The following is a 25,209-nucleotide window of genomic DNA, read 5'->3' as shown; positions in this document are numbered from 1 at the left end:
CGCCTTTGCTTTTATAATATTATATTACTTCTTTCATTAGAAATCAACATAAATTCTTTATTTTGAATCACGCTTGATTATACTTAATATTTTACCGTATTATCTTTTCTAAAATATTTGTTTGCCATATTCATAACAAAATTGATATCATCATCAGACAAATGTTCTTTTAAAACATTCATTATCTTGATATTTTTTTCTGGTGATATACCTTTTTGCGATATTTTGCTTATCTCCGACACACCTTGCGGTCCTATTTTAACAATAAGATTTAGTACTTTTGCTTTCTCTAAAAATCCCATTTCTTTCTGTGCCTTTTGAATCTTTTCTGGTGTTACAACAAAGCTGCTTAAAGCATTATCATCATTGTTGCTTTTATCTTCTTTTATGCCATTCTCAGCATCATTTGAATTTTCCCTTTTTCTTTCTTGGATAAGTTTTTGTAACATCTCTTTTTTTATTTCATTTGTTTTTTCATCTGTAATTTTTTTTCTATCATTTTCATCTTGATTTACTCTAAATGATTCTCCGGATTTTTCTTCTCTTAGTCCTACTTTCTTCGTCTTCTTCAAAGAAGAAGACGATAATGAGCCGACAGGTTTTTGTTTTTCAAATACAGAAACAGTATCATTTTCATAATAATTAAAATATGTACTATCAGGGTTTTCGATTTCTTTTTTAAGTACTAATGGTTCTTTTGCTTCAAAACTTAGCATAAGTATAATACTGAAGGCTGTAGACATTAATAAAATAATACAATATACAAATGTCTTATTCATTTAATCACTCCTTTCAGTCAAAATATATTATTGCTTAATTAAATTAATTTATACGGGATTGGAGGCATAAGGATGGATGAATTGCGTATTAAATACAATAATAAAGATGCTATTAATGTATTGTCAGAATATTTATGCGGATTTATTAATCAAAATTCAGTAATTTTATGTATTGGAACAGACAAATGTATCACCGATTCACTTGGTCCCATTGTTGGCAATATGCTCACTAAGATGATTAAAGGTCCTTATGTATATGGTACTTTAAAAAAACCTGTTCATGCCAAAAACCTTGCTGATAATATAAATTTTATAAGAAAGAATTATACATATAGCAATATAATTGCCATAGATGCATGCCTTGGCGATGAAGAAAGCATCGGCAAAATATCAATAAAAAAATCACCCTTATACCCCGGCAAGGGAATAGGCAAAAAAATACCGCCTGTTGGCGATATCTCAATAATAGGAATAATTGACGTGTACGACATGATTCCACCATATAATACAAGATTAGGTTTTGTCTTTGAAATGGCGGAAGTTATTGCTTTAAGCCTGCAAAAAGCCTTATTTTTGACTACACCCCATCTTTAGAAAAAAGAGATTATTTTGAATTAAGAGGTAATTTTCTTTTGTCAGATACAATTATAGCTCTTGCCTCCTTATTTTTTGTTAATATCATACCCAGTTCATCACCGATTTTTATATCGTCAAAGCTTATATCTTTTTCTGAATATTTATACCCTCCCTGACTGTCGTAACCTATCTTTTCCTGAAAATGTATTACAGCATCTGGCAGCACTTTTACATCAGGTCCCACTTTGTTATTCATATCCGGTGCATCCTGATATTCCCTTTCAATGGTTAAAACCCTTGTATCAGGATTAATTCCCTTTACTACACCATAAATAAATGTTTCCCCTTTGGATGGGTCTGTTTCGGAAATCTTTATAAGTTGTGCATTAACATCACTTATTACCCATATATTGTTTTCACCAACACCCTCAGGCTGTATTAATGTGATAACATATGCCTTGTTGTTATGCATCGCATTTATAACTGCTTTTCCATTCTCTTTTGATTGTAGTGTAAATTGGTCATTGCTATCAAAGCCAACAATCCCTCCTTCCATTTGTACAACCTTTAATGGATCAAGCCTCCATGTTTCCTTACCAAGTTTCGTATTGTCCTGTAATTTTTTAACCCTTGATTTATTATTATACACTTCTCCTGTTATTACTGTCCTTTTTAGAGGACCTAAACCTATTGTATAACCTTTAATGGAATTAACCTTATTCCCTTCAATAAGTATCTGAACCCTATTTATATCTGACAAACCTGTAAGTGTATTAACTAAAGCGCAAATTCTAAATTTTGCCGTATTTTCAGGCATATTTGTTACATAATCTTTTGAAAAATTTATATATGCTGTCGAATCTTTCAACTGAGCAGAAATCAGTTTTGTACCATCAGGAATTATCGGTTTTGAAAACTCATCTTTTGGTCCATTAACAAGCTCTTTAAATACCTGTTTTAAAACATCTGAATTTTGCGGTATATCCCTCGTTTCCATATTTAAACCATTACTTTTGTCATTTAAGAAATAAAGTGAAACAGTTTTTATGCTTTCCTGTGCTGTATTAGGGCTTACGGCAGTGTTTTGCTCGGGATTTGATTTTGAAGAACATCCCGAAAATAAAACTACAATAATAAAAAATATAATCAATAAATTTTTTTTCACGATACTCTACCCCCTATTAAACTAATATATAAATATTATAACAGAATAGAAATGAAATAAAAATCTATAAAAATAATGAAATATTATTATTATTTTTAAAAAATAATTCATAATATATTTCTCAATCGAATTTTTCCCTAACTTAATTGCTTTATAAAAAAAAATATTGTATAATAAAAACAAATGTACTTCCATTGCTTTAAGAAATTCAAACAATTGATTGAAACAAATTATATAGTGAATATTTTATTCTTTTGTAAAAGGAGGAAATAAAATGAAAAATAATTTAAATGCATTTGTTATTGCTAACCCTAATAGATGCATTGGATGCAGAACATGTGAAATAGCATGTGCATTAGCACATCTTGAAGGGAATCCGCTATCTGAAGGAACAGATGATATTCAATTCAATCAGCGTTTAAATGTAATTAAAACAGCAACAGTAACCTCTCCAATACAGTGTCGACATTGTGAGGACGCCCCCTGTGCAAATGTCTGTCCGGTTGGAGCTATTGTAAGAAAAAATAATACAATACAAATTAATAACCAAATTTGTATTGGTTGTAAAAACTGCTTGCTTGCATGTCCTTTTGGTGCTATAGATTTTATAACAGAATATGTAAACGGTAAAAAAAATATACAAGAAAATTTAAAGATTGTAGAAAATTCAAATATGTACAACAAAGAAAGAATAATTGCTAATAAATGTGATTTGTGCATAGACAGAGAAAATGGTCCTGCATGTGTAGAGGTATGTCCAACAAATGCTTTAAGATTAGTAAAACCAAATATGCTGGTAAATTCGATTAAAGAAAAAAGGAAAAAAGTAACAACAGCTTTGCCTTTTATTTAAATTTAAGGCGAAAATTAATTATAGTCATAATTAAAAATTTAAAATCTCCGAGTCCTTATTTCTAAAGTAAGTTATATCTTGCTATGAAATAAGAACCGATAGGGTATTAAGGGAAACGTTAATGCCTCCTGTTTGGAAAGGAGAAAGGATTCACTAATAGAAGATGAAAATGCTTTGATTTGGTATTTTTACCTTTTATTTAGTAGTGGCTTTGCACCTTTCTTGAGGTGCTTTTTTATTTAATAAATCTTGAATGAATTTTTAAGAGAAATATATTATCTCTTGAAATTCAGATATATAAAACAATAGATGTTACCGAAAATATTTAAAATATTTTAAGGAGGAGAAATAAGATGAGAAAAATTAAAATTAAATGGATATTTTTATTGGTATGCGGATTATTGACTTTATTATTTTTTGGAGGGTGTGGACAAAAAAAGACAAATACACCTGCCGATAAAACGAAAAATTCAAATACAAAAAGCATCATGGTATTTGCAGGAGCTGGACTTAAAGATGCACTGCCGGAGGTGTCAAAAAAATACAGCCAAATTCATCCCGATGTAAAATTTTCCTTCAATTTCGCTGGTCTTGGTACCTTACAACAGCAAATTGAACAGGGAGCATATTGTGATATACTTATAGGTCCCGGAGAAAAACAATGGAATATATTACGAAGTGAAAATTTGATTGATAAAGCAACAGAAAAAAAGATTTTATCTGATAAACTGGTTCTTATTACGCCAAAAGACAGCCAGAAAGTAAAAAGCTTTGAAGACCTTACTTCACCTGAAGTTAATAAAATTGCCATTGGAGATCCTGCTGTTGTACCTGGCGGTGAATGGGCTAAAAAAGCTTTGATAAGCTTAGGACTTTGGGATAAAGTAAAATCTAAACTTATTTTTGCAAAGGATATACAAGAAATCAGAGCTTATGTAGAAACAGGAAATGTGGATGCCGGATTTATATGGAAATCAAATACTACAAATGATAATAAGATTAGGATTGCCGCAGAAGCACCTGAAAATTCCTGTCCTCCTGTTTTCTTCAGAGGAGCAGTTATAAATAACAGCAAGGAAAAAGAAACAGCTCTTGATTTTCTTAACTATCTCAAAGGTCAAGAAGCATCAAAAATTTTCAAAAAATTTGGATTTATACCTTTAGAACAAAAACAATAAATCCAAACCAAAAGAAGGAGTCCAAAAATGATATATCCTATATTCTTATCAATAAAAGTATCAATAATAGCAACAGTTATTAATTTTATAATAGCAATATCTCTTGCACGTTTTTTTTTAATAAAAAATTTTTCAGGAAAGGAAATCTTGGAAACCTTTTTATGTTTGCCATTGGTTTTGCCCCCAACGGTTACGGGTTTTATTCTTCTTGTACTCATAGGGAGAAATGGACCAATAGGTTTTCTCATTAAGAAAATATTTAACGGTCAATTGCTGTTTACATGGTGGGCTGCTGTAATTGCATCTTCTATAGTCGCCTTTCCGCTCATGTATAAGAGTGCAAAAGCAGCTTTTGAAAGCGTAGATATTAAGCAAGAACAGGCTGCTCGTATTTTAGGTGCAAATGAGTTTAGGGTTCTTTGTACTGTTACCATGCCTCTTGCCTGGCCTGGTATTCTATCGGGTATAGTTCTTTCATTTGCGAGAGCTATTGGTGAGTTTGGAGCAACATTGATGATTGCAGGTAATATCCCAGGCAAGACTCAGACAATGCCAATAGCAATTTATTTTGCAGCAGAGGGGGGAGATTACAAAACCGCCGGATATTTTGTCATTGTAATTCTTTTATTATCTTTTGGTTTAATATATTACATAAACTGGCTCTCAAAAAAGAAAATTTTGCATTATACAGAAAAAGGAAGAAAATAATCTGAAATTAATTATGTGAGGAGATAGATTTATGGATTTTTACAATAACTTAAAGTCCAAGTTAAGGGAAATTGTTGATGAAAATAGGTTATTGAACGAAAATGTTGAGATTAAAGCCTGCCTGCTTTCTCCGAAAGATGCTATTGGCATTACAAAACGTAAGGATTATGTTATTTTAAAGGGTAAAGAAAAACTTATGCAGGCAGAATTTAAAGGTTCTTATGGACAGGCATTTACTGATTCATTAAATGATTTTCATGGTTCTATTGAAAAGATACTGGAACTTCCACTTAAAAACAACTTTGAAAGAGCTATTTTTATTTCATCCTTAAATGCAATTATGCGGTATCTGGGTTTATCTGATCACACAGTACACTGTAAAAACAACGATTTAGAAAACTGTGCTCAGAAAATAGTTCCTTTCATTATTGAAAAATACGGACAACCGCGTATATGCTTTGTGGGGCTGCAACCTGCGTTAGTAGAAGCCTGTGCCTCCAAATTTCCTGTTAAAGTGCTCGACCTGGATAAAGATAACATAGGTAAAGAAAAAAGGGGTGTTTTGATACTGGATGGAGAGAAAGATTATAAGGATGCAATAGAATGGTGCGATATAGCATTGGTAACAGGGAGTGTTGTTGTTAATGGAACGATTGAGAATATTTTAAAGGTCCGAAAACCTTTGATCTTTTTTGGGACAACGGCTGCCGGGGCTGCTAAATTAATGGGATGGGAAAGATTTTGCCCTTGTTCTTATTGATATAGATTTCTTAATATGCAGGGAAAAAGGTGATGAAAGATGCTTAAAGTAAAATTTGTAAAAAGGCTTCCTGATTTTGTTCTTAAAGTTGACTTATTGGTTGATAAAGAAATTTTGGTTCTTGTTGGACCTTCAGGATCTGGCAAAACAACTGTTTTAGAATGTATTGCAGGTTTTCAAAAGCCAGATTGCGGAGAGATAATATTAGGGGAGAAAACCCTTTTTTCCTCATCAAAACGAATCAATCTTCCTCCAAGCAAACGGGGTATCGGATATATATTTCAAGAATATGCCCTTTTTGATCATCTAACAGTAAAAAATAATATCTTATACGGAGTAAAAAATTTATCAAAAGATGAAAAAGAAAAACAACTTAATGAAATACTTAAAAAATTTGATATATTTCATTTAGCTGAAAGATATCCAGTTCAGCTTTCGGGCGGAGAAAAACAGCGGGTAGCCCTGGCAAGAACCCTTATAACAAAGCCTCATTTGTTATTGCTGGATGAGCCCCTTTCAGCTATGGACAGGAAGCTAAGGGAAAGGCTATGCAAAGAAATAAAGGAACTTCATGGGCAGTGGAAGATACCTTTTGTTTTGGTTACACACTACCAATATGAAGCAGAGCTTGGCGATAATGTTTTTAAGGCTGAAAAAGGTGAAGACAAGGGAGAAATAATAATGAAGTTCAATCAAAGTGCTTGATGGGCAATGCAGTTGATTATTGTCACTGTTGCTATGGGAACAAAGGTTATTATATAAGAAAGTAACATTTTATGGAAAGGATTGGTTGGAGTGACATTTTACAGAAAAACAAAAATTTCAGTCATGGGTATTTTGGCTATATTGCTCATCATTGCAATCTTTGTATCTCTAACACTGGGACGATACGCCATTCCGCTGGCACAGATCATCACCATATTAATGTCCAAACTCTTGGATCTTCCCGTAGCATGCTCTAAAACAATGGAAATGGTTTTGTTCAATGTGCGTATCCCAAGAATCTTTGCAGCTATACTTGTAGGAGGTGCTTTATCAGTTTCTGGAGCAACATATCAAGGACTTTTTAAAAATCCAATGGTATCCCCAGATATCCTTGGGGCTTCTGCTGGAGCTGGGTTTGGTGCTGCTATAGCAATTTTAATCTCCCTTGGTTCAATTGGTATTCAAATTTCCGCATTTCTTTTTGGCTTGGGAGCAGTTATCATCTCATATACCATGTCAACTATAATCAGCCGCAACAATAATGCCATTTTGGTATTGGTATTGACAGGAATGGTTGTATCTACGATGTTTTCTTCCTTTACTTCTATGGTTAAATATGTAGCTGACCCTGAGAGCAAACTGCCTGCCATTACCTTTTGGCTTATGGGAGGGCTTTCTTCCATAAGTAAAAATGACATAGCTGTATTGCTCATACCGATAGTTATTGGTTTAGTCCCTCTTATCCTGCTTCGATGGAGATTGAATGTCATTTCCTTTGGCGATGAGGAAGCACAAGCAATGGGTATTGATACAAAAAAAATGCGTTTGCTTTTCATCATTTCATCAACATTAATGACATCAGCAGCGGTTTCAGTCAGTGGTATGGTTGGCTGGATCGGACTAATTATTCCACATATTGCCAGACTTATCGTGGGACCTAATTATAAAGCAATGTTACCTGCTTCATTTCTTATTGGCAGTACCTTCCTGCTTTTTGTAGATGACATAGCTCGAAATACCTTTACTGTTGAAATCCCTTTAGGAATATTGACTTCTCTTATAGGAGCACCATTTTTCTTCTATCTGCTGGCAAAAGGAAGGAAGGGTTGGGTATGAAATTGGAAATTAAAAATGTATCCTGTGGATATGGAACAAAAATTGTGCTTAAAGACTTTTCTATAAAGGTAAGTTCAGGTGAAATTCTGTGCCTATTAGGACCAAATGGGGTAGGAAAAACAACCTTATTCAAAACTATTCTGCGATTTTTAAAATTGCATAGTGGTGAAATTCAACTAAACGGAGAAGATATAAAATATTGGTCCAGAAAAAAACTGGCAAAAACCATCGGATATGTACCTCAAGCTCATACACCACCTTTCCCATTTTCTGTACTTGATGTAGTAGTTATGGGACGTACTGCTCATTTAGGGGTTTTTTCTTCACCGTCTAAAGAGGATTTAACCATTGCAGAGAAAGCCTTGGAAACTTTGGGGGTTTCTTTTCTAAAAGACAGAATTTATACTGAAATCAGCGGTGGTGAACGGCAAATGGTGCTTATTGCCAGGGCTTTAACGCAGCAGCCCGATATTCTTGTAATGGACGAGCCTACCGCTAATTTAGACTTTGGAAATCAAGTACGTGTACTTGAACAAATTAAGAAACTTGCTAAAAAGGGAATGGGGGTTATAATGACTACTCATTTTCCGGATCACGCATTTTTATGCAGTACAAAAGTAGCCTTGATGCAACGAAACAACGTGTTTACCTTAGGATATGCAGATGATGTGATTACAGAAGAGAATTTGAGGATAGCTTATGGAGTAAATGTAAAAATAACCTGCTTAAAGGGTGTAGACGGAGAAATTATTAAAGCCTGTGTGCCTTTGCTTAGTTAATATTTTTGATTTTTTAAAAGGAGTGAAATAAATATGTGTAAAAAAAGAAAAAACTTTATTTTATCAATATTTATCATTATATGCATAATCTTAGCCGCTGTGTTTACCGGCTGCGGTAGTCAAAAAACATTAAAAAGCAATGAACAAGGGAATCAAGGTACAAGAACAATAGTAGATATGGCTGGTAGAACAGTAACAGTCCCTTCTCGGATTAAAAAAGTTTGTTCAACCAATCCTATAGGAACCGTATTTATGTATACATTGTCACCGGATAAAATTGCAGGTTTAAATTACAAGATCTCAAAAGCTGAAAGTAAGTTTACAATAAATTCTTATAAAAACCTTCCTGTTGTAGGTGGTTATTTTGGGCAGGGTCAAACAATGAATAAGGAAGAGCTTTTAAAAATAAAACCTGATATAATACTTAATATGGGTACTCTAGATAGTTCGTCTATTTCTAATGCAGATAAAATACAGAATGATTTAGGTATACCTGTTGTATGCGTAACAAGTGATTTGGATAAAATGGACAATGCTTACAAATTTATGGGTAATTTGACAGGAGACACCAGTAAAGCTAAAGAACTTGGTGATTATTGTAAAAAAACGTATGCTGAAATTACAGATATAGCCAAAAAAATACCTAAAGATAAAAAGGTTAAAGTATATTATGCAGAAGGGAAAGAAGGTCTACAGACAGACCCGAAAGGTTCCATACACTCAGAATTAATTGACCTCGTAGGAGCAATAAATGTAGCCCAAGTGCCAATAAAAGCAGGTTATGGCCGTAGCGAAGTATCTATGGAACAGCTTCTCAAATGGAATCCTGAAGCAATTTTGGTATGTATTGATCAAGGATTTGCAGCTTCAGCAAACGATCCTTACAAAGTAATAATGTCTAATCCGAATTGGAGTAATTTAAAGGCAGTAAAAGATAAAAAGGTATATGTTATACCTTGCGAACCATTTAATTGGTTCGATAGACCCCCATCAGTAATCAGAATTTTAGGAGCAAAATGGCTGGGAAATTTATTATATCCAGACTATTTTAAATATGATATAAAGGCGGAAGTTAAAGAATTCTATGATAAATTTTTGCATATAAAAATTACTGACCGACAATATCAAGAAATTATGTCTAATGCAAAATAGAACTTATTAACGTTATGAAAGATTGAAGTTAAGGAATATAATTAATATCTTAACTATATTCCTTAACATTATTTTTTAAGTATTTAATAAAACAAGGAGTGGATAGGAATGGAAATAAATATAGAAGAATTTGATGAAATTGCTCGTAATATCTTTGCTCCTGTTTATCCTGTTATTGCAAAACAAATAAAATGCAGAACTGGTATAACAACAGGTACATGTTTAGATATTGGAAGCGGTGGAGGATATCTTGGAATCGAATTAGCTAAAATTACGGACTTGTTTGTAATTTTATTTGATAAATCTGAGGAAATGTTAAAAATTGCTGGTGATAATATTATAAAGAATCATTTGGAAGCTAAAGTCAGAACTCAACTTGGAGATGTTCATAATATACCTTTTAAAGACCAAACAATTAATCTTGTAATAAGTAGAGGATCAATATTTTTTTGGCATGACCTTCCAAAAGCCTTTAAAGAAATTTACAGGATACTTACACCCGATGGAATGGCATATATCGGCGGCGGATTCGGCACGGCAAAATTAAAAGAACAGGTAGCAATAAATATGAAAAAAAGAAATAAAGAGTGGAATGGAGGAATGATTCAGACTTTTGGTAATAACCCGGTAAAAATGCTCGATAATCAATTAAGGCTTGCAGGAATTAAGAATTATGAAGTTATTATGGATGAATCAGGATTATGGTTGATTATGAAAGGTGGTAATAACAATGAAATGTAAAATTTGTGAAAGAGATTGTGAAATTTCAGAAAATAGTACAGGAGCATGCGGTTTATATGAAAATAAGGGACAAAGTATTGTAGAAAGATTTCCGAATAAGTATCTTATCACCTGCCCAATATCAATAGAAACCATGCCTATGTTGCATTTTTATATGGGACAGAAATTTTTACAGGTCAGTACAGTAGGATGTAATTTCCATTGTCCGGGATGTATTTCTACAGTAATTGTAAAAGAAATGAATTATGAAAGCAAGGCGCTTAGAGAGTTATCTCCGGCGGAAATAGTAAATGAAGCCATAAAAAATAATTGTATCGGTATTGCTTTTTTAATGAATGACCCTATTGCATCTTTTTACACATTTCTAAAGGTAGCAGAAGCTGCAAAAGAAAGGAAGTTGCTTGTAGGCTGTTCTTCTAATACGTATTTTACTGAAGATGCATTAAGCAAAATTATTAAATACTTAGATTTTATTAATATAGGAATAAAAGGGATGTCTAATGATATTTACCGTAAATGTGGTGGAAGTACGGTTAACCCTGTTATAAGGAATATAAAAATATTACATGATAATGGTGTATTTATTGAGGTATCCTGTGTATACACAAACAATAATGAGAAGGAAGTAATAGAGCTCGCAAAAAAGATAAAGAAAATATCCAAAGATATCCCATTACAAATTATGCGATTTATCCCACTGGAAGAAGCTGATTGCTCTTTAGAACCTTCAATTAAAGCTTCAGAAGAACTTGTAAAAGAATTAAAGCAGTATGTTAATTATGTGTATCTTTTTAATTCACCTGGAACTGATTTCTTAAACACATATTGTCCGGTATGTGGGGAATTTATTTATAAAAGGGATTTTTATGGTCCTATGGGTGCAAAATTAAAACCTATGGAAGGTTCAAACTTAGTAGAAAGAAAAATTTGTCCAACATGTTCATTTAAATTAAGTTATAAAGGCTCTTTAAAAAATGTTAAATATCAAGAAGCCGATTTTGAAGGAGGATACCCCTTTACCAGAGCATTGGAAATCATTGAGTCTATATTAATTACTATTGGCGTTAGTGAAAAAAATAAAATAGTTAAGGTTTGGGAATATGTGCTTTGCAATGAAAAATTAAAAGATTTTCATATGAATATACAAAATTTAAATAATTATATTAATACTATAAAAATTTTTGGTAAAATAGTTGGCTATAACAATGAAGCAGAAAACTTAGCATGTTATTTGGAAGAAAAAATATCTATAATTCAAAACGGAGTTTCTAATGTAAAAAATAAACCCAGGGTGTATTATGCTATGGGCAAACCGCTTTTTTGCATTAAAGGCGGAAGAATGGAGAATCAATTAGTAGAAACAGCAGGAGGAATTAGTGTAAATAAAGAACTTGACTGCAGCGGAAGACCCGGAATGAGAATTACAGCAAAACAATTAAATAAATTAAATCCGGATATCATTTTTATTTCTGCATTTATATCAAATTCAGTTGAAGATTTTTATGATGAGTGTATTAAAGATGGAATAAATACAGGGGCAGTAAAAAACAAAAGAATATATACACATATAGCGCCAGGATTTGATTTTGGAAGTCCAAGATGGATATTAGGACTCATGTATATAGCCAATAATCTGCATCCTGATATATTTAATTTTAATGTTATAAAAGAAGCCGAACAATTCTATGAAAAATTTTATAATATGAATTTTACTCTATCAAATCTAAACCGCTCTTTTGCGAAACCCGACAACAAATGGAAACTGAAAGCATAGCTAAAAAATACAAAACATTATAATAAAAAAAGAAGTATACCTAACTTAAAATAATTGTATACTTCTCTTTTTATGAGTTTATACATTAATCAAATATAAATCTTCCTTCAAGCATTTCTCCCTTTTTTACAATATTCTTTTCTTCCGGTATTATTATAATCCCATTGGCTCTTGTCATTGTTTTTAATTGACTAGAACTTTGATTGCCCGCATTGTAAGCATAATATTTATCTGATTTTTTTTCTATTTTAACATATATATATTTTCTTCTTTCTGTTTTTGCTTTAATATCCTCTCCTAAAACAACAGAAATTTTTTTTGGAAGAACATTTACCTCTCCCTTCATTTTCTTCAGTGCCGGTTTTACAAATTCTTCAAATGTTGTAATAATTGATGCAGGATTTCCAGGTAAACCAAAAAATAATTTATCTTCATAAGTAGCAAAAGTTATAGGCTTACCTGGTTTAATTGAAACAGATGTAAAATGTATTTTAAATCCTGTTTTATTTAAAATTTCATCAATAAAATCATAATCTCCTACTGAAACACCACCAGAACTTATTACTACGTCAGCCTCAGTCAAGGCTTCTTTTATTTTCTGAATTATTACCTCTTTATCATCAGGAATAATTCCAAATGATAATACAGATTTGATTCCGTTACTTTCTAATAAGGCTTTCAAGGAATATTCATTACTGTTTCTTATTTTACCGGGTTGTAATTTTTTATCTATATTTATTAATTCATTTCCTGTTATTATTAAAGCTACCTTTGGCAAATTATAAACAGGTATATATTCTTGACCTAAAGAAGCCAAAAAACCTATCTCTGGCGGTCGAATAATTTTACCCTTAGGTAAAACTAATTCTCCGAAGGAAACCTCTTCTCCCTTATTAATAATATTATTGTTGCTTTGAACCGGTCTATTTATTATGATTTTCTTATCTTTAATATCTACCTTCTCTATTTCTATAACTGCGTCTGCACCTAAAGGAATAGGTGCTCCAGTCATAACTTTATATGTTTGACCTGTTTCTATTTCCTTTTTAAAATCATCACCAGCTTTAATACTTCCCCTGACAGTTAATTCAATTGGATTTTCTTTAGAAGCATTCAAGGTATCAAAACTTTTTAATGCATAACCATCCATTGCTGATTTATCAAAAGGAGGTAAATAATCATAAGCATAAATATCTTCTGCCAACACCCTTCCTAAAGAAGATAACAAATCTATTCTTTCAATACCTAAAACATTTGTTGATATTAAGACGTTTTTTAGTGCTGATTCAATGCTCAACATTATTCTTTCACCTTAATCAACATCTGTTTTTTAATTCTTTCATATTCATCTTTTATATATTGTTCTGCCCATATCTGATTATCAATTTTTTCTACCTTGACTGCACAATATTTATATTCAGGAGTTTTTGATATAGGATCAAGATTATCCAAAGTTAATTCATTTGCAGCACCAATCCACCACTGATAAGTCATATATGTTGCACCTTTTTGCACTCTATCAGTAACTAAAGCCCTTGCTATTACTGAACCTCGACGAGAACTTATCCTAACTAACTCCTGATCCTTTATACCTAATTCTTTTGCATCTTCTATATTTATTTGCAGATACCCTGGTTCATCAGCTAATTTCTGTAAAGGACGGCAGTTGCCTGTCATCGTCCTAACCGAATAGTGTCCAACTTCTCTCACGGTAGACAAACTTAAAGGATATTCGTCATCCGGCAATTCAACAGGTGGTCGCCATTCAGCAGCAAACAACAAACCTTTGCCATTTGGTCTTGCAAATTTGTTTCCTTTATACAAATATGGTGTACCTGGATGATCCTCGCTCGGACAAGGCCATTGAATACTACCTAATTCTTTAATACGCTTATAACTTGCACCAGCAAAATTAGGACACAAACTTCTCATTTCATCCCATATTTCCTCGGTATTTTTATAACTCATAGGGTATCCCATAGCAGTGGCAATTTCGCAGATAATCTGCCAGTCCGGCTTTACATCACCTTTAGGTTCAACTGCTTTACGCATTAGTTGAAAGCCACGATCAGCACAAGTGTAAACTCCATCATGTTCACCCCAAGCAGTCGCAGGCAAAATTACATCAGCATGCAAAGCAGTTTTATTCATAAAAATATCTTGGACAACAACAAATTCCATTTTGTCTAACGTTTCTCTTACTTCAGCAGCATTGGGATCACTTTGAACTGGATCTTCTCCAAAAATATAATAAGCTTTAATTTTATCTTCATGTAATACTAAATGAGGCACTTCTGTCAGCATATAACCAGGTTTAGAGGGAAGTTTTACTCCCCATGCTTTTTCAAACTTTGCTTGAATTTCAGGATTATTTACAGGCTGATATCCGGGATACAAGTTGGGCAAAGCTCCCATATCGCAAGCTCCCTGTACATTGTTTTGACCACGAACAGGACCAATTCCTACATTTGGTCTTCCATAATTGCCTGTTAAAAGTCCTAGTCCTGCTAATCCCTTAACAACATCAACTGCCTGACCGAATTGACAAACACCCATTCCATAAAGAATATACGAATCCTTCGCTTCTGCATACATTCTTATGGCTTTGCGAATTGTATCTGCAGGAATTCCAGTAATAGACTCGGCATATTCAGGTGTATATCTATCAACAATTGCTTTATATTCTTCAAAACCTTCTACATATTTGTCAACATATTCTTTATTATAAAGTCCCTCATTGATCAATACATTACCAAATGAATTTACTAAAACCATATTTGTTCCGCCTTTAATAGGCAGCCACAGATCAGCTATTCTAGCAGATTCTGTTATCCTTGGATCAACAACAATAATTTTAGCTCCTTTTTCTTTTGCTTTCACTATTCTCCTTGCTACTATCGGATGAGAATCTGCTCCATTGTATCCAAAAATAAATAATAAATTAGCATCTTCTATCTCATTAATTGAGTTAGTCATTGCACCATTTCCTAATGTTGCGGCTAGACCAGCCACTGATGGAGCATGTCAAACCCGAGCACAGTGATCAATATTATTAGTACCGATTACAGCTCGCATAAATTTTTGCATTATATAATTCGCCTCATTTCCTGGACCGCGAGCTGATCCAGTACCCATAATAGCATCAGGACCATATTTATTTTTTATTTCTTTAAGCTTATTAGCAACATAACCAACTGCTTCTTTCCAAGAAACTTCAACTAACTTACCATTCTTTCTAATCATGGGTTTCTTTAAACGGGCAGTTAATAATTGTGGGTCATTAAGGTAATCCCAACCATAGCGACCTTTTAAGCATAATGTTCCTTCGTTTGTTCTGCCAAAAGCTCCTTCAGCTCTTATTATTTTACCATCTTCAACTACAAGGTATAATTGACACCCTGCACCACAGTATGGACATACAGTTAAAACCTTTTTTTCCATAGCTTTTTCCTCCTTTTTAACATCATAATAATTAGATAACCTTTACTCCACAAAACTATTATAACACCAAATATTTATAAATTTCAATTTTAATTTACATGTTATATTAAATAATTATTATAACCCTTTTATGCTAATTTTACTTTTGTGTTATTTATACAATTATAGTATCCTTTTAAAACAACCGACATGGTTTGATTCCATATACGGGTTTCAGCATGTTTTCTTGCATAAATGCCAAAAATTTTTCTCATATTTTTATTATTTATTAGCTTAATTATTGCATTTGCCATGTCCTCGGGGCTATTGCTTTTATATGAAATGCCATTAAAACCATCTTTTAAATTTTCTTTAATTCCTCCACAAAATGGTGCAACTACAGGTAAGCCTGAAGACATAGCCTCAAGTACCACATTCCCATATGTTTCAGAGGTTGAAGGAAATGTAAATATATCACTTGAAGCATATAGTATTGAAAGTTTTTCCTGATCTAATTCCCCAGTAAAAATTATATCAGGAATATTTAAAGATTTATAAAATGCCTCGGATGGTCCACTTCCTGCAATTATTAATTTTATATTTGAAAATATTTTTTTAACAATTTTAAATGCATCAAATAAAATATCTATATTTTTTTCCGGTGCTATTCTTCCTACATATAATAAAGCTATCTCATCAACATTTATACCAAAATTCTTACGAAATTCCGGTTTTCGCTTAAATGGATTAAAAAATTCTCCATCAACGCCACGTCCCCATATTAATAAATTATTAATACCTTTCGATCTCAATATTTCTAATGTTTCATGTGAAGGACAAAAATTTATATGTGACTGATTATGAAACCAGATAAGATAATACCAAAACAAATGCGACAAAAACGGATAATTGTAATATGCTGCATAATCTGCAAAATTTGTATGATAAGATGATACTATAGGTATATTGTTTTTTTGAGCCCATCTTAGTCCTGAATAACCCATAGTAAATTCCGTTACCAAATGGACTATATCAGGTTGGAATTTTGAAAGTATTATATTTACTTCCCTTTCTGTTGGAATTGCAAGTTTCAATTCAGGATAAAAAGGTAATCGATAACTTCTAAAACAGTACACTTCTTTATCATTATTTCTGGTACCTGTTTCGGGTATTAAAACTATACTTTCAATTCCATTGCTTCTTAAATAATTTCTTAATCTTGCAATTGTTTTTGAAACACCGTTAATCTGCGGTAAATAAGTATCTGAAAAAAAAGCAACTCTCACATCAATGCCTCCAATAATATATTTTTAACATCTGCAAGATTAATCCCTCCACGATATGCACATTCTCTTTTCGCAATCTCTCTTTTTTTAAATTGACAACTATTTATAAGACTTTTCAAAGAATCTGGAGAATAAGCTGCTCGACCAACTCCGACATATTTAAAATCATATTTTTTCATATCTTCTATTTCAAGGAAGTTTCTTCCATCAAGTATTAATCTACGATTAACTAATTTTCTTGCTTTTTTCCAATTTATATCCTTTATTTCCGACCATTCGGTTAACAAGAGTATTGCATCTGCACCACTCAATGCATCATAGCAATCCTTTGCAATATAAATCTCGGGAAATAAATTCTTAACATTTTTACAAGCCCTATCTTGCGGATCATACACTCTCACATCAGCACCATTTTCAATAATATATCTGATTATATCAAGAGATGGAGCATCCCTTAAGTCATCTGTCCCCGGTTTAAACGTTATTCCAAGCAAAGCAACAGTAAGCCCTTTTAATCTGCCATATATTTCTTTTAAGCGATAAGGCAAAAGCATTCTTTGTCTTTGATTAACAGCTTCAGTTGCTTTTAAAATAGCTACTTCGACATTATTTTTATTAGCAGTATTTATTAATGAGGATAAATCCTTTGAAAGACATGAGCCTCCATAGCCAATACCTGCTCCAAGAAAATCCCCACCGATACGTGGATCCATCGCCATACCTTTTACTACCATTTTTATATCTGCTCCAACTTTTTCGCACAAAGTTGATATTTCATTCGCAAATGAAATCTTAGTAGCCAAAAATGCATTTGAAGCATATTTTATCATTTCAGATGTATTTCTATCAACTATTAAGATTGGTCTTTTCAAAGGTGTATAAAGTCGTTCCAATAATTTTGCAACTTTTTTTGAATTTGTTCCGATGATTATCCTATTAGCTTCAATAGTATCTTTCAAAGCACTTCCTTGCCTTAAAAATTCTGGATTTGATGCTGTAACCCATCTTTTTCCTCCTCTATTTAAATATTCCTCAATGAGAGTAGATGTACCAATCGGTACGGTACTTTTTATTACTAATATCCCACCATTACATGATAAAGATGATATCTCATTAATTACACTGTTAAATGCTGTCATATCAATTATTCCCTCTTGATTAAGAGGGGTTCCTACTGAAATCATAAAAATATCAATTATACCCTTTACTTCCTTTAAATTACTTTCAAACTCAATCATATTTTTCTCTTTTACCTCATTCAATAGTTCATCCATTCCTTCTTCAAAAAAAGGCATTTGATTATTCTTTAACATTCTAAGTTTTTCTTCATTCTTTTCAACAACAGTTACTTTGTTACCTATATTCGCCAGAACACATCCCGTCACAAGTCCAACATATCCTGCACCAATTATACAAATCTTCATTTTAAAACCTCCATATAAAATATTTCCTTTATTATAAATATATCAACATAATGTTAACTTCTTCTTACGATACTGTTAAATATATGTTAAAACAGACTTTTAACATATATTTATATTTTTATCAAATCCTCTTAAAAAGAAAAAATATATAATTTATCTTTTTATATTTTTTGACATAATAGGCTATTATTTCTTGTCTTCTACAAATAATGTATCACTAATACAAAAAAAATAGCTGTACGCTATTTTTTTTCTTCTTCATAACCTGTCGATTCTCTAATAATAAGATGGTGAGGTAATACAACATGTAATTCATCAATAGGCTTTTTTGATAAAATCTTAATCATAAGCCTCATGCTTATGGCACCAATATCATATGCCGGCTGTTGTATTGTCGTAATTGTTGGTCTAAACATATATGAAAGATAAGTATTATCAAATCCAACAACATGTATATCATCCGGTATTTTCAAACCTGAATCAAAGATTGCATTTATTGCCGCAACAGCCATTTCATCAGATGCAGCAAAAACAGCATCAACTTTTTGTTCTAAAAGTTTCAACATGGAAAGATATGCCTGTTTAACCTTAAAATTGCCTTCAACAACAAGCTCTGACTTATACCTTATCTTTGCTTTCTTCAGTGCCTCTTTATACCCCTCTAATCTCAACATGCCACCGATAGGATCAGTTTTAGGACCGGTTATCATACCGATTTTCTTATGCCCCAAAGATGTCAGATACTTTACCGCATCATATGCTGCCTTTTTATTGTCAATATTAACATTTGGCAATTTTAATTCCTTGTCCTGTGTTCCTGCTAGTACAACCGGAGCTTTCATACTCATAAATACTTCCATAACTGTATCTCTTATTATGTTACCCATAAATATTAACCCATCAATTTGCTTTTCTCTTAATATCTCAATATAATTCATTTCTTTGTTTTCGTCCTGGTCTGTATTACATAAAAAGATATTATAATCATACATACTCGCTACGTCTTCTACCCCTCTAACAACCTCAGGGTAAAATGTACTTGAGATATCCGGTATTACAACTCCAATAGTATGTGTTTTTTGGATTTTCAGACTTCTTGCCAGTGCATTTGGTTTGTAACCCGTCTTTTTGATTGCATCAAGAACCCTCTGTTTAGTTTCATCTGTTACTACCGCACTATTGTTTAATACCCTTGATACCGTTGCAATCGAAACATTAGCTTCTCTTGCAACATCTTTGATAGTTGCATTCATTTACATCACTCCTACGGTATCGTTTTCTCTTATAGTTATTGTACTTTTTTCATGAAAATTTGTCAATAGATTTTTCTCAAAAAAACAAAAAAGGAAATCTATCCTACCTCATTCCACAAACCTGCTCACTTTTACATAGTTATAGGCGGTGAGGAATGAGGGTCAGTATTTATCCTTCTGATTATCCTTATCTGTATCTCTTAAAACAAATAATGGTAAAAAAGAGATAGCCATGTATATTATACCTATAACGATTAACAATAAAACACTGAGTTTTATTATCAGCTGTTCCATAAAACCACCTCCGGCATATTTTGAAAATACCTGTACTTTATTATATGCCGGGGTCTTTAATAAGGTAACACTTAAACTGCTATGATTCTCTGCCTTCTGAATATCTTATTTATAGCAAAAGCAATCCCATCTTTATCATTTGATTTTGTAATAAAATCAGCCTTTATCTTAACAAGGTTAGGAGCATTATCCATTGCAATACCAAACCCTGCATATTCTATCATTGACAAGTCATTTATGTTATCTCCAACAGCAGCTACAGAATCCCTTTTAATATCATACATATTTGCAAGGGTTTTCAAGGCATTGCCTTTACTTACACCTATTGCATTTATTTCAAGGTGTCCGCCTCCTGAAGTGGAAACAGCCACCTTTTTACAGAGTTCATCATAAACGTCAGAATCCAAAGGTTTAGGATTTTTTATATCCCCTATTGCATATATCTTCGCAGTACCTTTCCCTATTCTCTTTATATATTCAGCAACATCACCAACGGTATTAACCCTTACACCATTATTTTTATATGTAAGATACCAGTTAACCCTTTCATTTATTTCATCAACAATAAGTTCGTCATCAATATATAGATTTACCTGATACCCTATCTCTTTTAAGATTTTTATTGTATATACTGCATCATCCGGTTGAATAGGATTGTAATAATATGTCTTCCTTGTATATATATCTTTAATCAATGCACCATTAAAGCAAATTAGGGGTGCATTGATTTTAATTTCCGCCGCATATGGTAATATTGATGTAAACATTCTTCCTGTGGCAATTGTATAGATGATACCTCTCGCTCTTAATTCATTTATTGCATCCATGTTAGCTGCGGAAATCTTATTATCACTGTTTAACAGGCTTCCATCAGCATCAACAACAAATAATTTACACATATATTCCAACTCCTATACTATATTCTCTATGTTTTATTATATTATAACAGTTTGTAAATTTACATACCATATCATATAGTAACATGAAACGTTAACAATGAAAAATTTACATTCGGCAAATATATTTAACAAAGTATATTATATGCATATTCTATATAAATATTTTCAATAATATATATTATGATATTGAAAAGAAAGGGTTAAATTATGCTTATCATTTTTTTTCGTACATTGATACTTTATTTCATGGTAGTTGTTGTAATGAGAATAATGGGAAAACAACAAATAGGTCAACTTCAACCATATGAATTTGTTGTTGCCCTTATGATAGCAGACCTGGTTGCTGTCCCAATGCAGAACAAAGGCATACCTTTGCTTTCTGGAATAATACCTATATTAACATTAATGGTATCTCAATTGTTTTTATCATATATTTCCATGAAAAGCTTGAGATGCCGTTCACTCATATGCGGAACACCTGCTATCCTGATAAAAAAAGGCAAGATAATTACATCACAGCTTCAACAGGAAAGATATAATATCAATGACCTTCTTGAAGAGCTTAGGGTTGCAGGATATCCTAATATAGCAGATGTTGAATATGCAATACTTGAGACAAACGGCAATTTAAGTGTTATACCAAAAGTCACTAAGAGACCGGTAAATCCTGAAGATTTGAACCTATCTCCTCAATATGAAGGCTTACCATTACCTATAATTATTGATGGGCAGATAATAGAAAAAAATATCAAAGATGCAAATATAGATTTAAACATGCTTAATGACCAGCTAAAAATGTGGAAAGTAGATAATATTAAGGATGTTATACTGGCATCCTTAGATCCTAATAATATCCTTACTGTATATAAAAGGGAGGAATAACTGTTGAAATATATGTTACCTTTAATAACAATAATCGTGGCATTAATCATATTAATTGATATAGCATCATACAATTACCTGAATACTACATCACAGAATTTTAACAATACCATAATAAACATAGAAAAGGATGTAAACAATGAAAAATGGGACAGTGCCAAAAACAAGATCGAAAAACTTGATAAAACATGGAATAAAACTAACAGCAAATGGGCAATTTTAATCGAACATAATGAAATAGACGAAATAGATATAACCTTAGCAAAATTAAAAAGCTATATCTATACAAATAATAAAAATTTCAGTCTTGCTGAACTTAAAACCTTAAATGAAAAATTTAAGCATATACCTGTAAGCGAAAAATTAATCTTGGAAAATATATTGTGATTTTAACATTGACAAAATTTAAATTAAATGCTATTTTATATTTGATGGTATCCCAAGGTGGAACCATACTAAAATTTTTTTAATTTAATACAGTATTACTCTGCCAGGATCATTTGACCGGGACGGAAGATAAAAAGCTTACTAAACCTTCTGATTTCCCGGAAGGTTTTTTAATTATCTTCCTAAATTTAACAAGGGGGCTGATGCATTGAAGATTGGTTTTATCGGAGCTGGAAAGGTAGGTTGTGGTTTCGGCTTTCTATTATCAAAAAATAATGTCTATGTATCTGGGTATTTAAGCAAAAATATCGAATCGGCAAAGTATGCTGCAGTACTTACAAAATCTGCATATTATGACAATTATGATGCCATATTAAAGGATTCTGATGTTATAATAATCAGCACTAATGATATCTCAATAGATAATGTAGTACAAGAACTAATCAAATATAAACATCTTATTAAAGATAAAGTGTTTGCACATTTGAGTGGCGCAATAACCTTAAAAATTTTAAATCCAATAAGTGAAATAGGCGGACATGGAATGGTTATACATCCTGTTCAAACATGCCCCTCCATTAATGCTGCTATATCATTGCTGCCGGAATCTTATATTACCATTGAGGGTGATTCTATAGCAATAAGTATAGGAAAATATTTAGCAGAAAAAATTGGTGCAAAACCCATAATCATTAGTGATATCAATAAACCCCTTTATCATGCTGCATGTGTTGTGGTATCAAACTACCTTGTTACACTTACGCAAGCAGGCTTAACAATTCTTAAATCTTCAGGATTTCCTGTTGAAAAGTATCCTGACGTACTTATTCCGCTTATGGAGGGAACTTTAAAAAATATAAATGAAAAAGGATGCTTAAATTCATTATCAGGTCCTGTAGCAAGAGGTGATACAGATACTATTAAACTCCATCTTGAAAATATTTCAGAGGAGGAAATCCTTAAACTTTACAAGACCCTTGGCAAAATGACCCTTAATATAGCTTCAAAAATAGAAAATTTTCCATATAATAAATATAAAGAAATGGAGGATATTTTTAATGGATGAAAAAATAACCGTATCAACACTTAAAAAATATAAACAAACCGGTAAGAAAATTACCGCACTTACCGCATATGATTTCCCAACCGCAAAAATACTCGATGAAAGCGGTATTGACATGATTTTAGTAGGCGACTCACTTGGAATGGTTGTTCTTGGATATGAAAGCACATTACCTGTTACCATGGATGACATGGTACATCATACAAAAGCCGTAACACGAGGTGTAAAAAGGGCATTTGTTATGGCAGATATGCCATTTATGTCCTATTCTATTTCAAAAGAAACCACTATGCAAAATGCAGCAAGGCTTATTGCGGAAGGCAATGCGCAATCAATAAAAATTGAAGGCGGCTGTGAAGTAGCACCTATTATAAAGTTAATAGTAGATGCATGCATTCCAGTCATAGGACATTTAGGACTTACGCCCCAATCCATAAATCAATTGGGAGGATATAAGATACAAGGAAAAGATATGGAAAAAGCAAAAAAAATCATGAAGGATGCAAAAGCTTTAGAAGAAGCCGGTATCTGCGCTCTTGTTTTAGAATGTGTTCCATCAGAACTGGCAAAAGATATTACAGAAAGCATATCAATACCTACAATCGGAATAGGTGCGGGACCTTATTGCGATGGTCAAATCCTTGTTACACATGATATGCTGGGAATTACTCAAGGACACAGACCAAAATTTGTAAAACAATATGCAAATATAGATGAAATTATTAAAAATGGTCTTAAAAATTATATAAATGATGTAGAATCAGGAAGCTTTCCTTCAAAAGAACATTCATTTACAGCTGAAAAGAGAGAAAATAAATGATAATTATAGATAAAATAAGTAAACTGAGAGAGATAATTGCAGAGTGCAGACTTTCCGGAAAAAAAATAGGACTTGTGCCAACAATGGGTTATCTTCATAATGGACATCTTTCCCTCGTAAAAAAAGCAAAGCAGTATTCGGATTTCGTTTGTGTCAGTATATTTGTAAATCCAATTCAGTTTGGGAAAAATGAAGATTTTGCAAAATATCCAAGGAACCTGAATAGAGATGCTGAACTTTTAAAAGAAACAGGCTGTGACTTATGTTTCACACCTTCAGTCAAGGAAATGTATCCAAATGAAATATTAACATCAGTAAGTGTAGACAAACTTACAGATAAGCTCTGCGGTGCATACAGACCCGGTCATTTTACAGGTGTATGTACGATAGTATCTAAACTTTTCAACATATTTACACCTGATATAGCTGTGTTTGGGCAAAAAGATGCACAACAACTTGCAGTGATAAAAAAAATGGTAGAGGATTTGAATTTTCCGATAGAGATCATTAAAGCTCCGATTATCAGAGAAAAGGATGGTCTTGCCATGAGCTCAAGAAATATTTATTTAAACGAGGAAGAAAGAAAAGCAGCAGTGGTTTTACACAAATCATTAAAGGAAGCCGAAAAACTTCTTTTAAAAAATGAAAAAAATCCTTCAAATATAATCAATAAAGTAATTGAAGTATTGACAACAGAACCTTTATGTAAAATACAATATGTATCATGTGTACATCCTTACACATTGGAGGATTTAAATGAAATTAAAGATAAAGCGCTTATTGCAATAGCATGTTATATCGGTAAAACAAGATTAATAGATAATCTACTATGGGGTGAAAAAATATAATGCAGAGAATCATGATGAAATCAAAAATCCATAGAGCAACAGTAACAGATGCAAATATCAATTATGAAGGTTCCATTACAATTGATAAACAGCTTATGGAACTTTCGAATATAATTCCCGGAGAAAAGGTTCAGATTGTAAACATAAATAATGGAGCAAGACTTGAAACATATGTAATAGAAGGGAAAGAAAATTCAGGCATTATCTGCCTTAATGGTGCAGCTGCAAGACTGTGCCAGAAAGGTGATATTGTAATCATTATATCATATGCACTTATGGAAGATATGGAAGCAATAAATTACAAACCTAAAATTGTCTTTGTAGATGAAAAGAACTGCCCTGTATAG

At 32.3% G+C, this 25,209-nt stretch carries 26 protein-coding genes and 1 riboswitch; of the genes, 17 read left to right on the top strand and 9 right to left on the bottom strand.

What is annotated here, in order from left to right; translation table 11 throughout:
- Positions 1-83: 83 nt before the first annotated feature.
- Entirely contained in the window at positions 84-779 is a 696-nt protein-coding gene (locus AC0LWJ_RS00895; RefSeq protein ID WP_474239593.1) for a hypothetical protein, read from the bottom strand.
- 72 nt (positions 780-851) lie between these two features.
- On the opposite strand from AC0LWJ_RS00895, the gene yyaC reads away from it, so the two are divergent.
- On the top strand, positions 852-1,373 hold the full coding sequence (yyaC, locus tag AC0LWJ_RS00890; protein WP_474239591.1) for a spore protease YyaC: 522 nt from the start codon (positions 852-854) through the stop codon (positions 1,371-1,373).
- Between the two features lie 10 nt (positions 1,374-1,383).
- Here yyaC and AC0LWJ_RS00885 read toward each other — a convergent pair whose 3' ends face one another.
- Entirely contained in the window at positions 1,384-2,520 is a 1,137-nt protein-coding gene (locus tag AC0LWJ_RS00885) for a GerMN domain-containing protein (RefSeq protein ID WP_474239589.1), read from the bottom strand.
- Between the two features lie 274 nt (positions 2,521-2,794).
- On the opposite strand from AC0LWJ_RS00885, the gene AC0LWJ_RS00880 reads away from it, so the two are divergent.
- The 10 genes from AC0LWJ_RS00880 to AC0LWJ_RS00835 all read left to right on the top strand — a co-directional run bounded on the left by AC0LWJ_RS00880 (position 2,795) and on the right by AC0LWJ_RS00835 (position 12,286).
- Complete coding sequence (locus AC0LWJ_RS00880) at positions 2,795-3,373, top strand: 4Fe-4S dicluster domain-containing protein (RefSeq protein ID WP_474239587.1); 579 nt, start codon at positions 2,795-2,797, stop codon at positions 3,371-3,373.
- 33 nt (positions 3,374-3,406) lie between these two features.
- Positions 3,407-3,531: riboswitch (molybdenum cofactor riboswitch) on the top strand.
- A 195-nt stretch (positions 3,532-3,726) separates the two neighbouring features.
- Positions 3,727-4,551 carry a molybdate ABC transporter substrate-binding protein gene (gene modA, locus AC0LWJ_RS00875; RefSeq protein WP_474239585.1) on the top strand — a complete coding sequence of 275 codons (825 nt, stop codon included), beginning with the start codon at positions 3,727-3,729 and terminating at the stop codon, positions 4,549-4,551.
- A gap of 27 nt (positions 4,552-4,578) precedes the next feature.
- A complete protein-coding gene (gene modB / locus AC0LWJ_RS00870) occupies positions 4,579-5,259 on the top strand; it encodes a molybdate ABC transporter permease subunit (RefSeq protein WP_503031451.1) in 681 nt (226 codons plus the stop codon).
- Positions 5,260-5,290: 31 nt separating this feature from the next.
- Entirely contained in the window at positions 5,291-6,019 is a 729-nt protein-coding gene (locus AC0LWJ_RS00865; RefSeq protein WP_503031433.1) for a Rossmann-like domain-containing protein, read from the top strand.
- Positions 6,020-6,058: 39 nt separating this feature from the next.
- Complete coding sequence (locus tag AC0LWJ_RS00860; RefSeq protein ID WP_474238235.1) at positions 6,059-6,724, top strand: ATP-binding cassette domain-containing protein; 666 nt, start codon at positions 6,059-6,061, stop codon at positions 6,722-6,724.
- Positions 6,725-6,847: 123 nt separating this feature from the next.
- Positions 6,848-7,840 (top strand): FecCD family ABC transporter permease, encoded by a 993-nt coding sequence (locus AC0LWJ_RS00855; protein ID WP_474238386.1) that lies wholly within the window; start codon positions 6,848-6,850, stop codon positions 7,838-7,840.
- Positions 7,837-8,619 carry an ABC transporter ATP-binding protein gene (locus AC0LWJ_RS00850; protein ID WP_474238237.1) on the top strand — a complete coding sequence of 261 codons (783 nt, stop codon included), beginning with the start codon at positions 7,837-7,839 and terminating at the stop codon, positions 8,617-8,619. The genes AC0LWJ_RS00855 and AC0LWJ_RS00850 overlap by 4 nt, the downstream gene beginning before the upstream one ends.
- Positions 8,620-8,652: 33 nt before the next feature.
- Complete coding sequence (locus AC0LWJ_RS00845; RefSeq protein ID WP_474238239.1) at positions 8,653-9,771, top strand: ABC transporter substrate-binding protein; 1,119 nt, start codon at positions 8,653-8,655, stop codon at positions 9,769-9,771.
- A 108-nt stretch (positions 9,772-9,879) separates the two neighbouring features.
- Positions 9,880-10,512 (top strand): class I SAM-dependent methyltransferase, encoded by a 633-nt coding sequence (locus AC0LWJ_RS00840; protein ID WP_474238242.1) that lies wholly within the window; start codon positions 9,880-9,882, stop codon positions 10,510-10,512.
- Positions 10,502-12,286, top strand: coding sequence for a radical SAM protein (locus AC0LWJ_RS00835; protein WP_474238244.1), 1,785 nt, complete (start codon positions 10,502-10,504; stop codon positions 12,284-12,286). The genes AC0LWJ_RS00840 and AC0LWJ_RS00835 overlap by 11 nt, the downstream gene beginning before the upstream one ends.
- A gap of 85 nt (positions 12,287-12,371) precedes the next feature.
- On the opposite strand, the gene AC0LWJ_RS00830 is transcribed toward AC0LWJ_RS00835, so the two are convergent.
- The 7 genes from AC0LWJ_RS00830 to AC0LWJ_RS00800 all read right to left on the bottom strand — a co-directional run bounded on the left by AC0LWJ_RS00830 (position 12,372) and on the right by AC0LWJ_RS00800 (position 20,862).
- Positions 12,372-13,586 (bottom strand): molybdopterin molybdotransferase MoeA, encoded by a 1,215-nt coding sequence (locus AC0LWJ_RS00830; RefSeq protein WP_474238246.1) that lies wholly within the window; start codon positions 13,584-13,586, stop codon positions 12,372-12,374.
- Complete coding sequence (gene fdhF, locus AC0LWJ_RS00825; RefSeq protein ID WP_474238389.1) at positions 13,586-15,727, bottom strand: formate dehydrogenase subunit alpha; 2,142 nt, start codon at positions 15,725-15,727, stop codon at positions 13,586-13,588. The genes AC0LWJ_RS00830 and fdhF overlap by 1 nt, the downstream gene beginning before the upstream one ends.
- 128 nt (positions 15,728-15,855) lie before the next feature.
- The gene (locus AC0LWJ_RS00820) at positions 15,856-16,992 is read right to left on the bottom strand and encodes a glycosyltransferase family 4 protein (RefSeq protein WP_474238249.1); all 1,137 of its coding nucleotides are present in this window, start codon (positions 16,990-16,992) and stop codon (positions 15,856-15,858) included.
- Complete coding sequence (locus AC0LWJ_RS00815) at positions 16,989-18,416, bottom strand: UDP-glucose dehydrogenase family protein (protein ID WP_474238252.1); 1,428 nt, start codon at positions 18,414-18,416, stop codon at positions 16,989-16,991. The genes AC0LWJ_RS00820 and AC0LWJ_RS00815 overlap by 4 nt, the downstream gene beginning before the upstream one ends.
- A gap of 242 nt (positions 18,417-18,658) precedes the next feature.
- Positions 18,659-19,669 (bottom strand): LacI family DNA-binding transcriptional regulator, encoded by a 1,011-nt coding sequence (locus AC0LWJ_RS00810; protein WP_474238254.1) that lies wholly within the window; start codon positions 19,667-19,669, stop codon positions 18,659-18,661.
- Between the two features lie 162 nt (positions 19,670-19,831).
- The gene (locus AC0LWJ_RS00805) at positions 19,832-19,963 is read right to left on the bottom strand and encodes a hypothetical protein (RefSeq protein WP_474238256.1); all 132 of its coding nucleotides are present in this window, start codon (positions 19,961-19,963) and stop codon (positions 19,832-19,834) included.
- Between the two features lie 71 nt (positions 19,964-20,034).
- Positions 20,035-20,862: an HAD family hydrolase gene (locus AC0LWJ_RS00800; RefSeq protein WP_474238258.1), complete on the bottom strand. Its 828-nt coding sequence runs from the start codon at positions 20,860-20,862 to the stop codon at positions 20,035-20,037.
- A gap of 207 nt (positions 20,863-21,069) precedes the next feature.
- Here AC0LWJ_RS00800 and AC0LWJ_RS00795 point away from each other — a divergent pair, with 207 nt between their 5' ends.
- The 6 genes from AC0LWJ_RS00795 to panD all read left to right on the top strand — a co-directional run bounded on the left by AC0LWJ_RS00795 (position 21,070) and on the right by panD (position 25,209).
- Positions 21,070-21,744, top strand: coding sequence for a YetF domain-containing protein (locus tag AC0LWJ_RS00795; RefSeq protein ID WP_474238261.1), 675 nt, complete (start codon positions 21,070-21,072; stop codon positions 21,742-21,744).
- 12 nt (positions 21,745-21,756) lie between these two features.
- Positions 21,757-22,131, top strand: a complete 375-nt coding sequence (locus tag AC0LWJ_RS00790) for a DUF4363 family protein (RefSeq protein WP_474238392.1) — start codon at positions 21,757-21,759, stop codon at positions 22,129-22,131.
- Positions 22,132-22,339: 208 nt separating this feature from the next.
- Entirely contained in the window at positions 22,340-23,197 is an 858-nt protein-coding gene (locus AC0LWJ_RS00785) for a Rossmann-like and DUF2520 domain-containing protein (protein WP_474238263.1), read from the top strand.
- Entirely contained in the window at positions 23,190-24,014 is an 825-nt protein-coding gene (gene panB, locus AC0LWJ_RS00780; RefSeq protein ID WP_474238266.1) for a 3-methyl-2-oxobutanoate hydroxymethyltransferase, read from the top strand. The genes AC0LWJ_RS00785 and panB overlap by 8 nt, the downstream gene beginning before the upstream one ends.
- Positions 24,011-24,862, top strand: a complete 852-nt coding sequence (gene panC / locus AC0LWJ_RS00775; RefSeq protein ID WP_474238269.1) for a pantoate--beta-alanine ligase — start codon at positions 24,011-24,013, stop codon at positions 24,860-24,862. The genes panB and panC overlap by 4 nt, the downstream gene beginning before the upstream one ends.
- Positions 24,862-25,209, top strand: a complete 348-nt coding sequence (gene panD, locus AC0LWJ_RS00770; RefSeq protein ID WP_474238272.1) for an aspartate 1-decarboxylase — start codon at positions 24,862-24,864, stop codon at positions 25,207-25,209. Before panC ends, panD begins: the two co-directional genes overlap by 1 nt.

It is taken from the genome of Aceticella sp. 75b-Ac (assembly GCF_056032965.2).
Note: the sequence above shows the minus strand (reverse complement) of the source record. Positions and strands in the feature narration are given on the sequence as shown.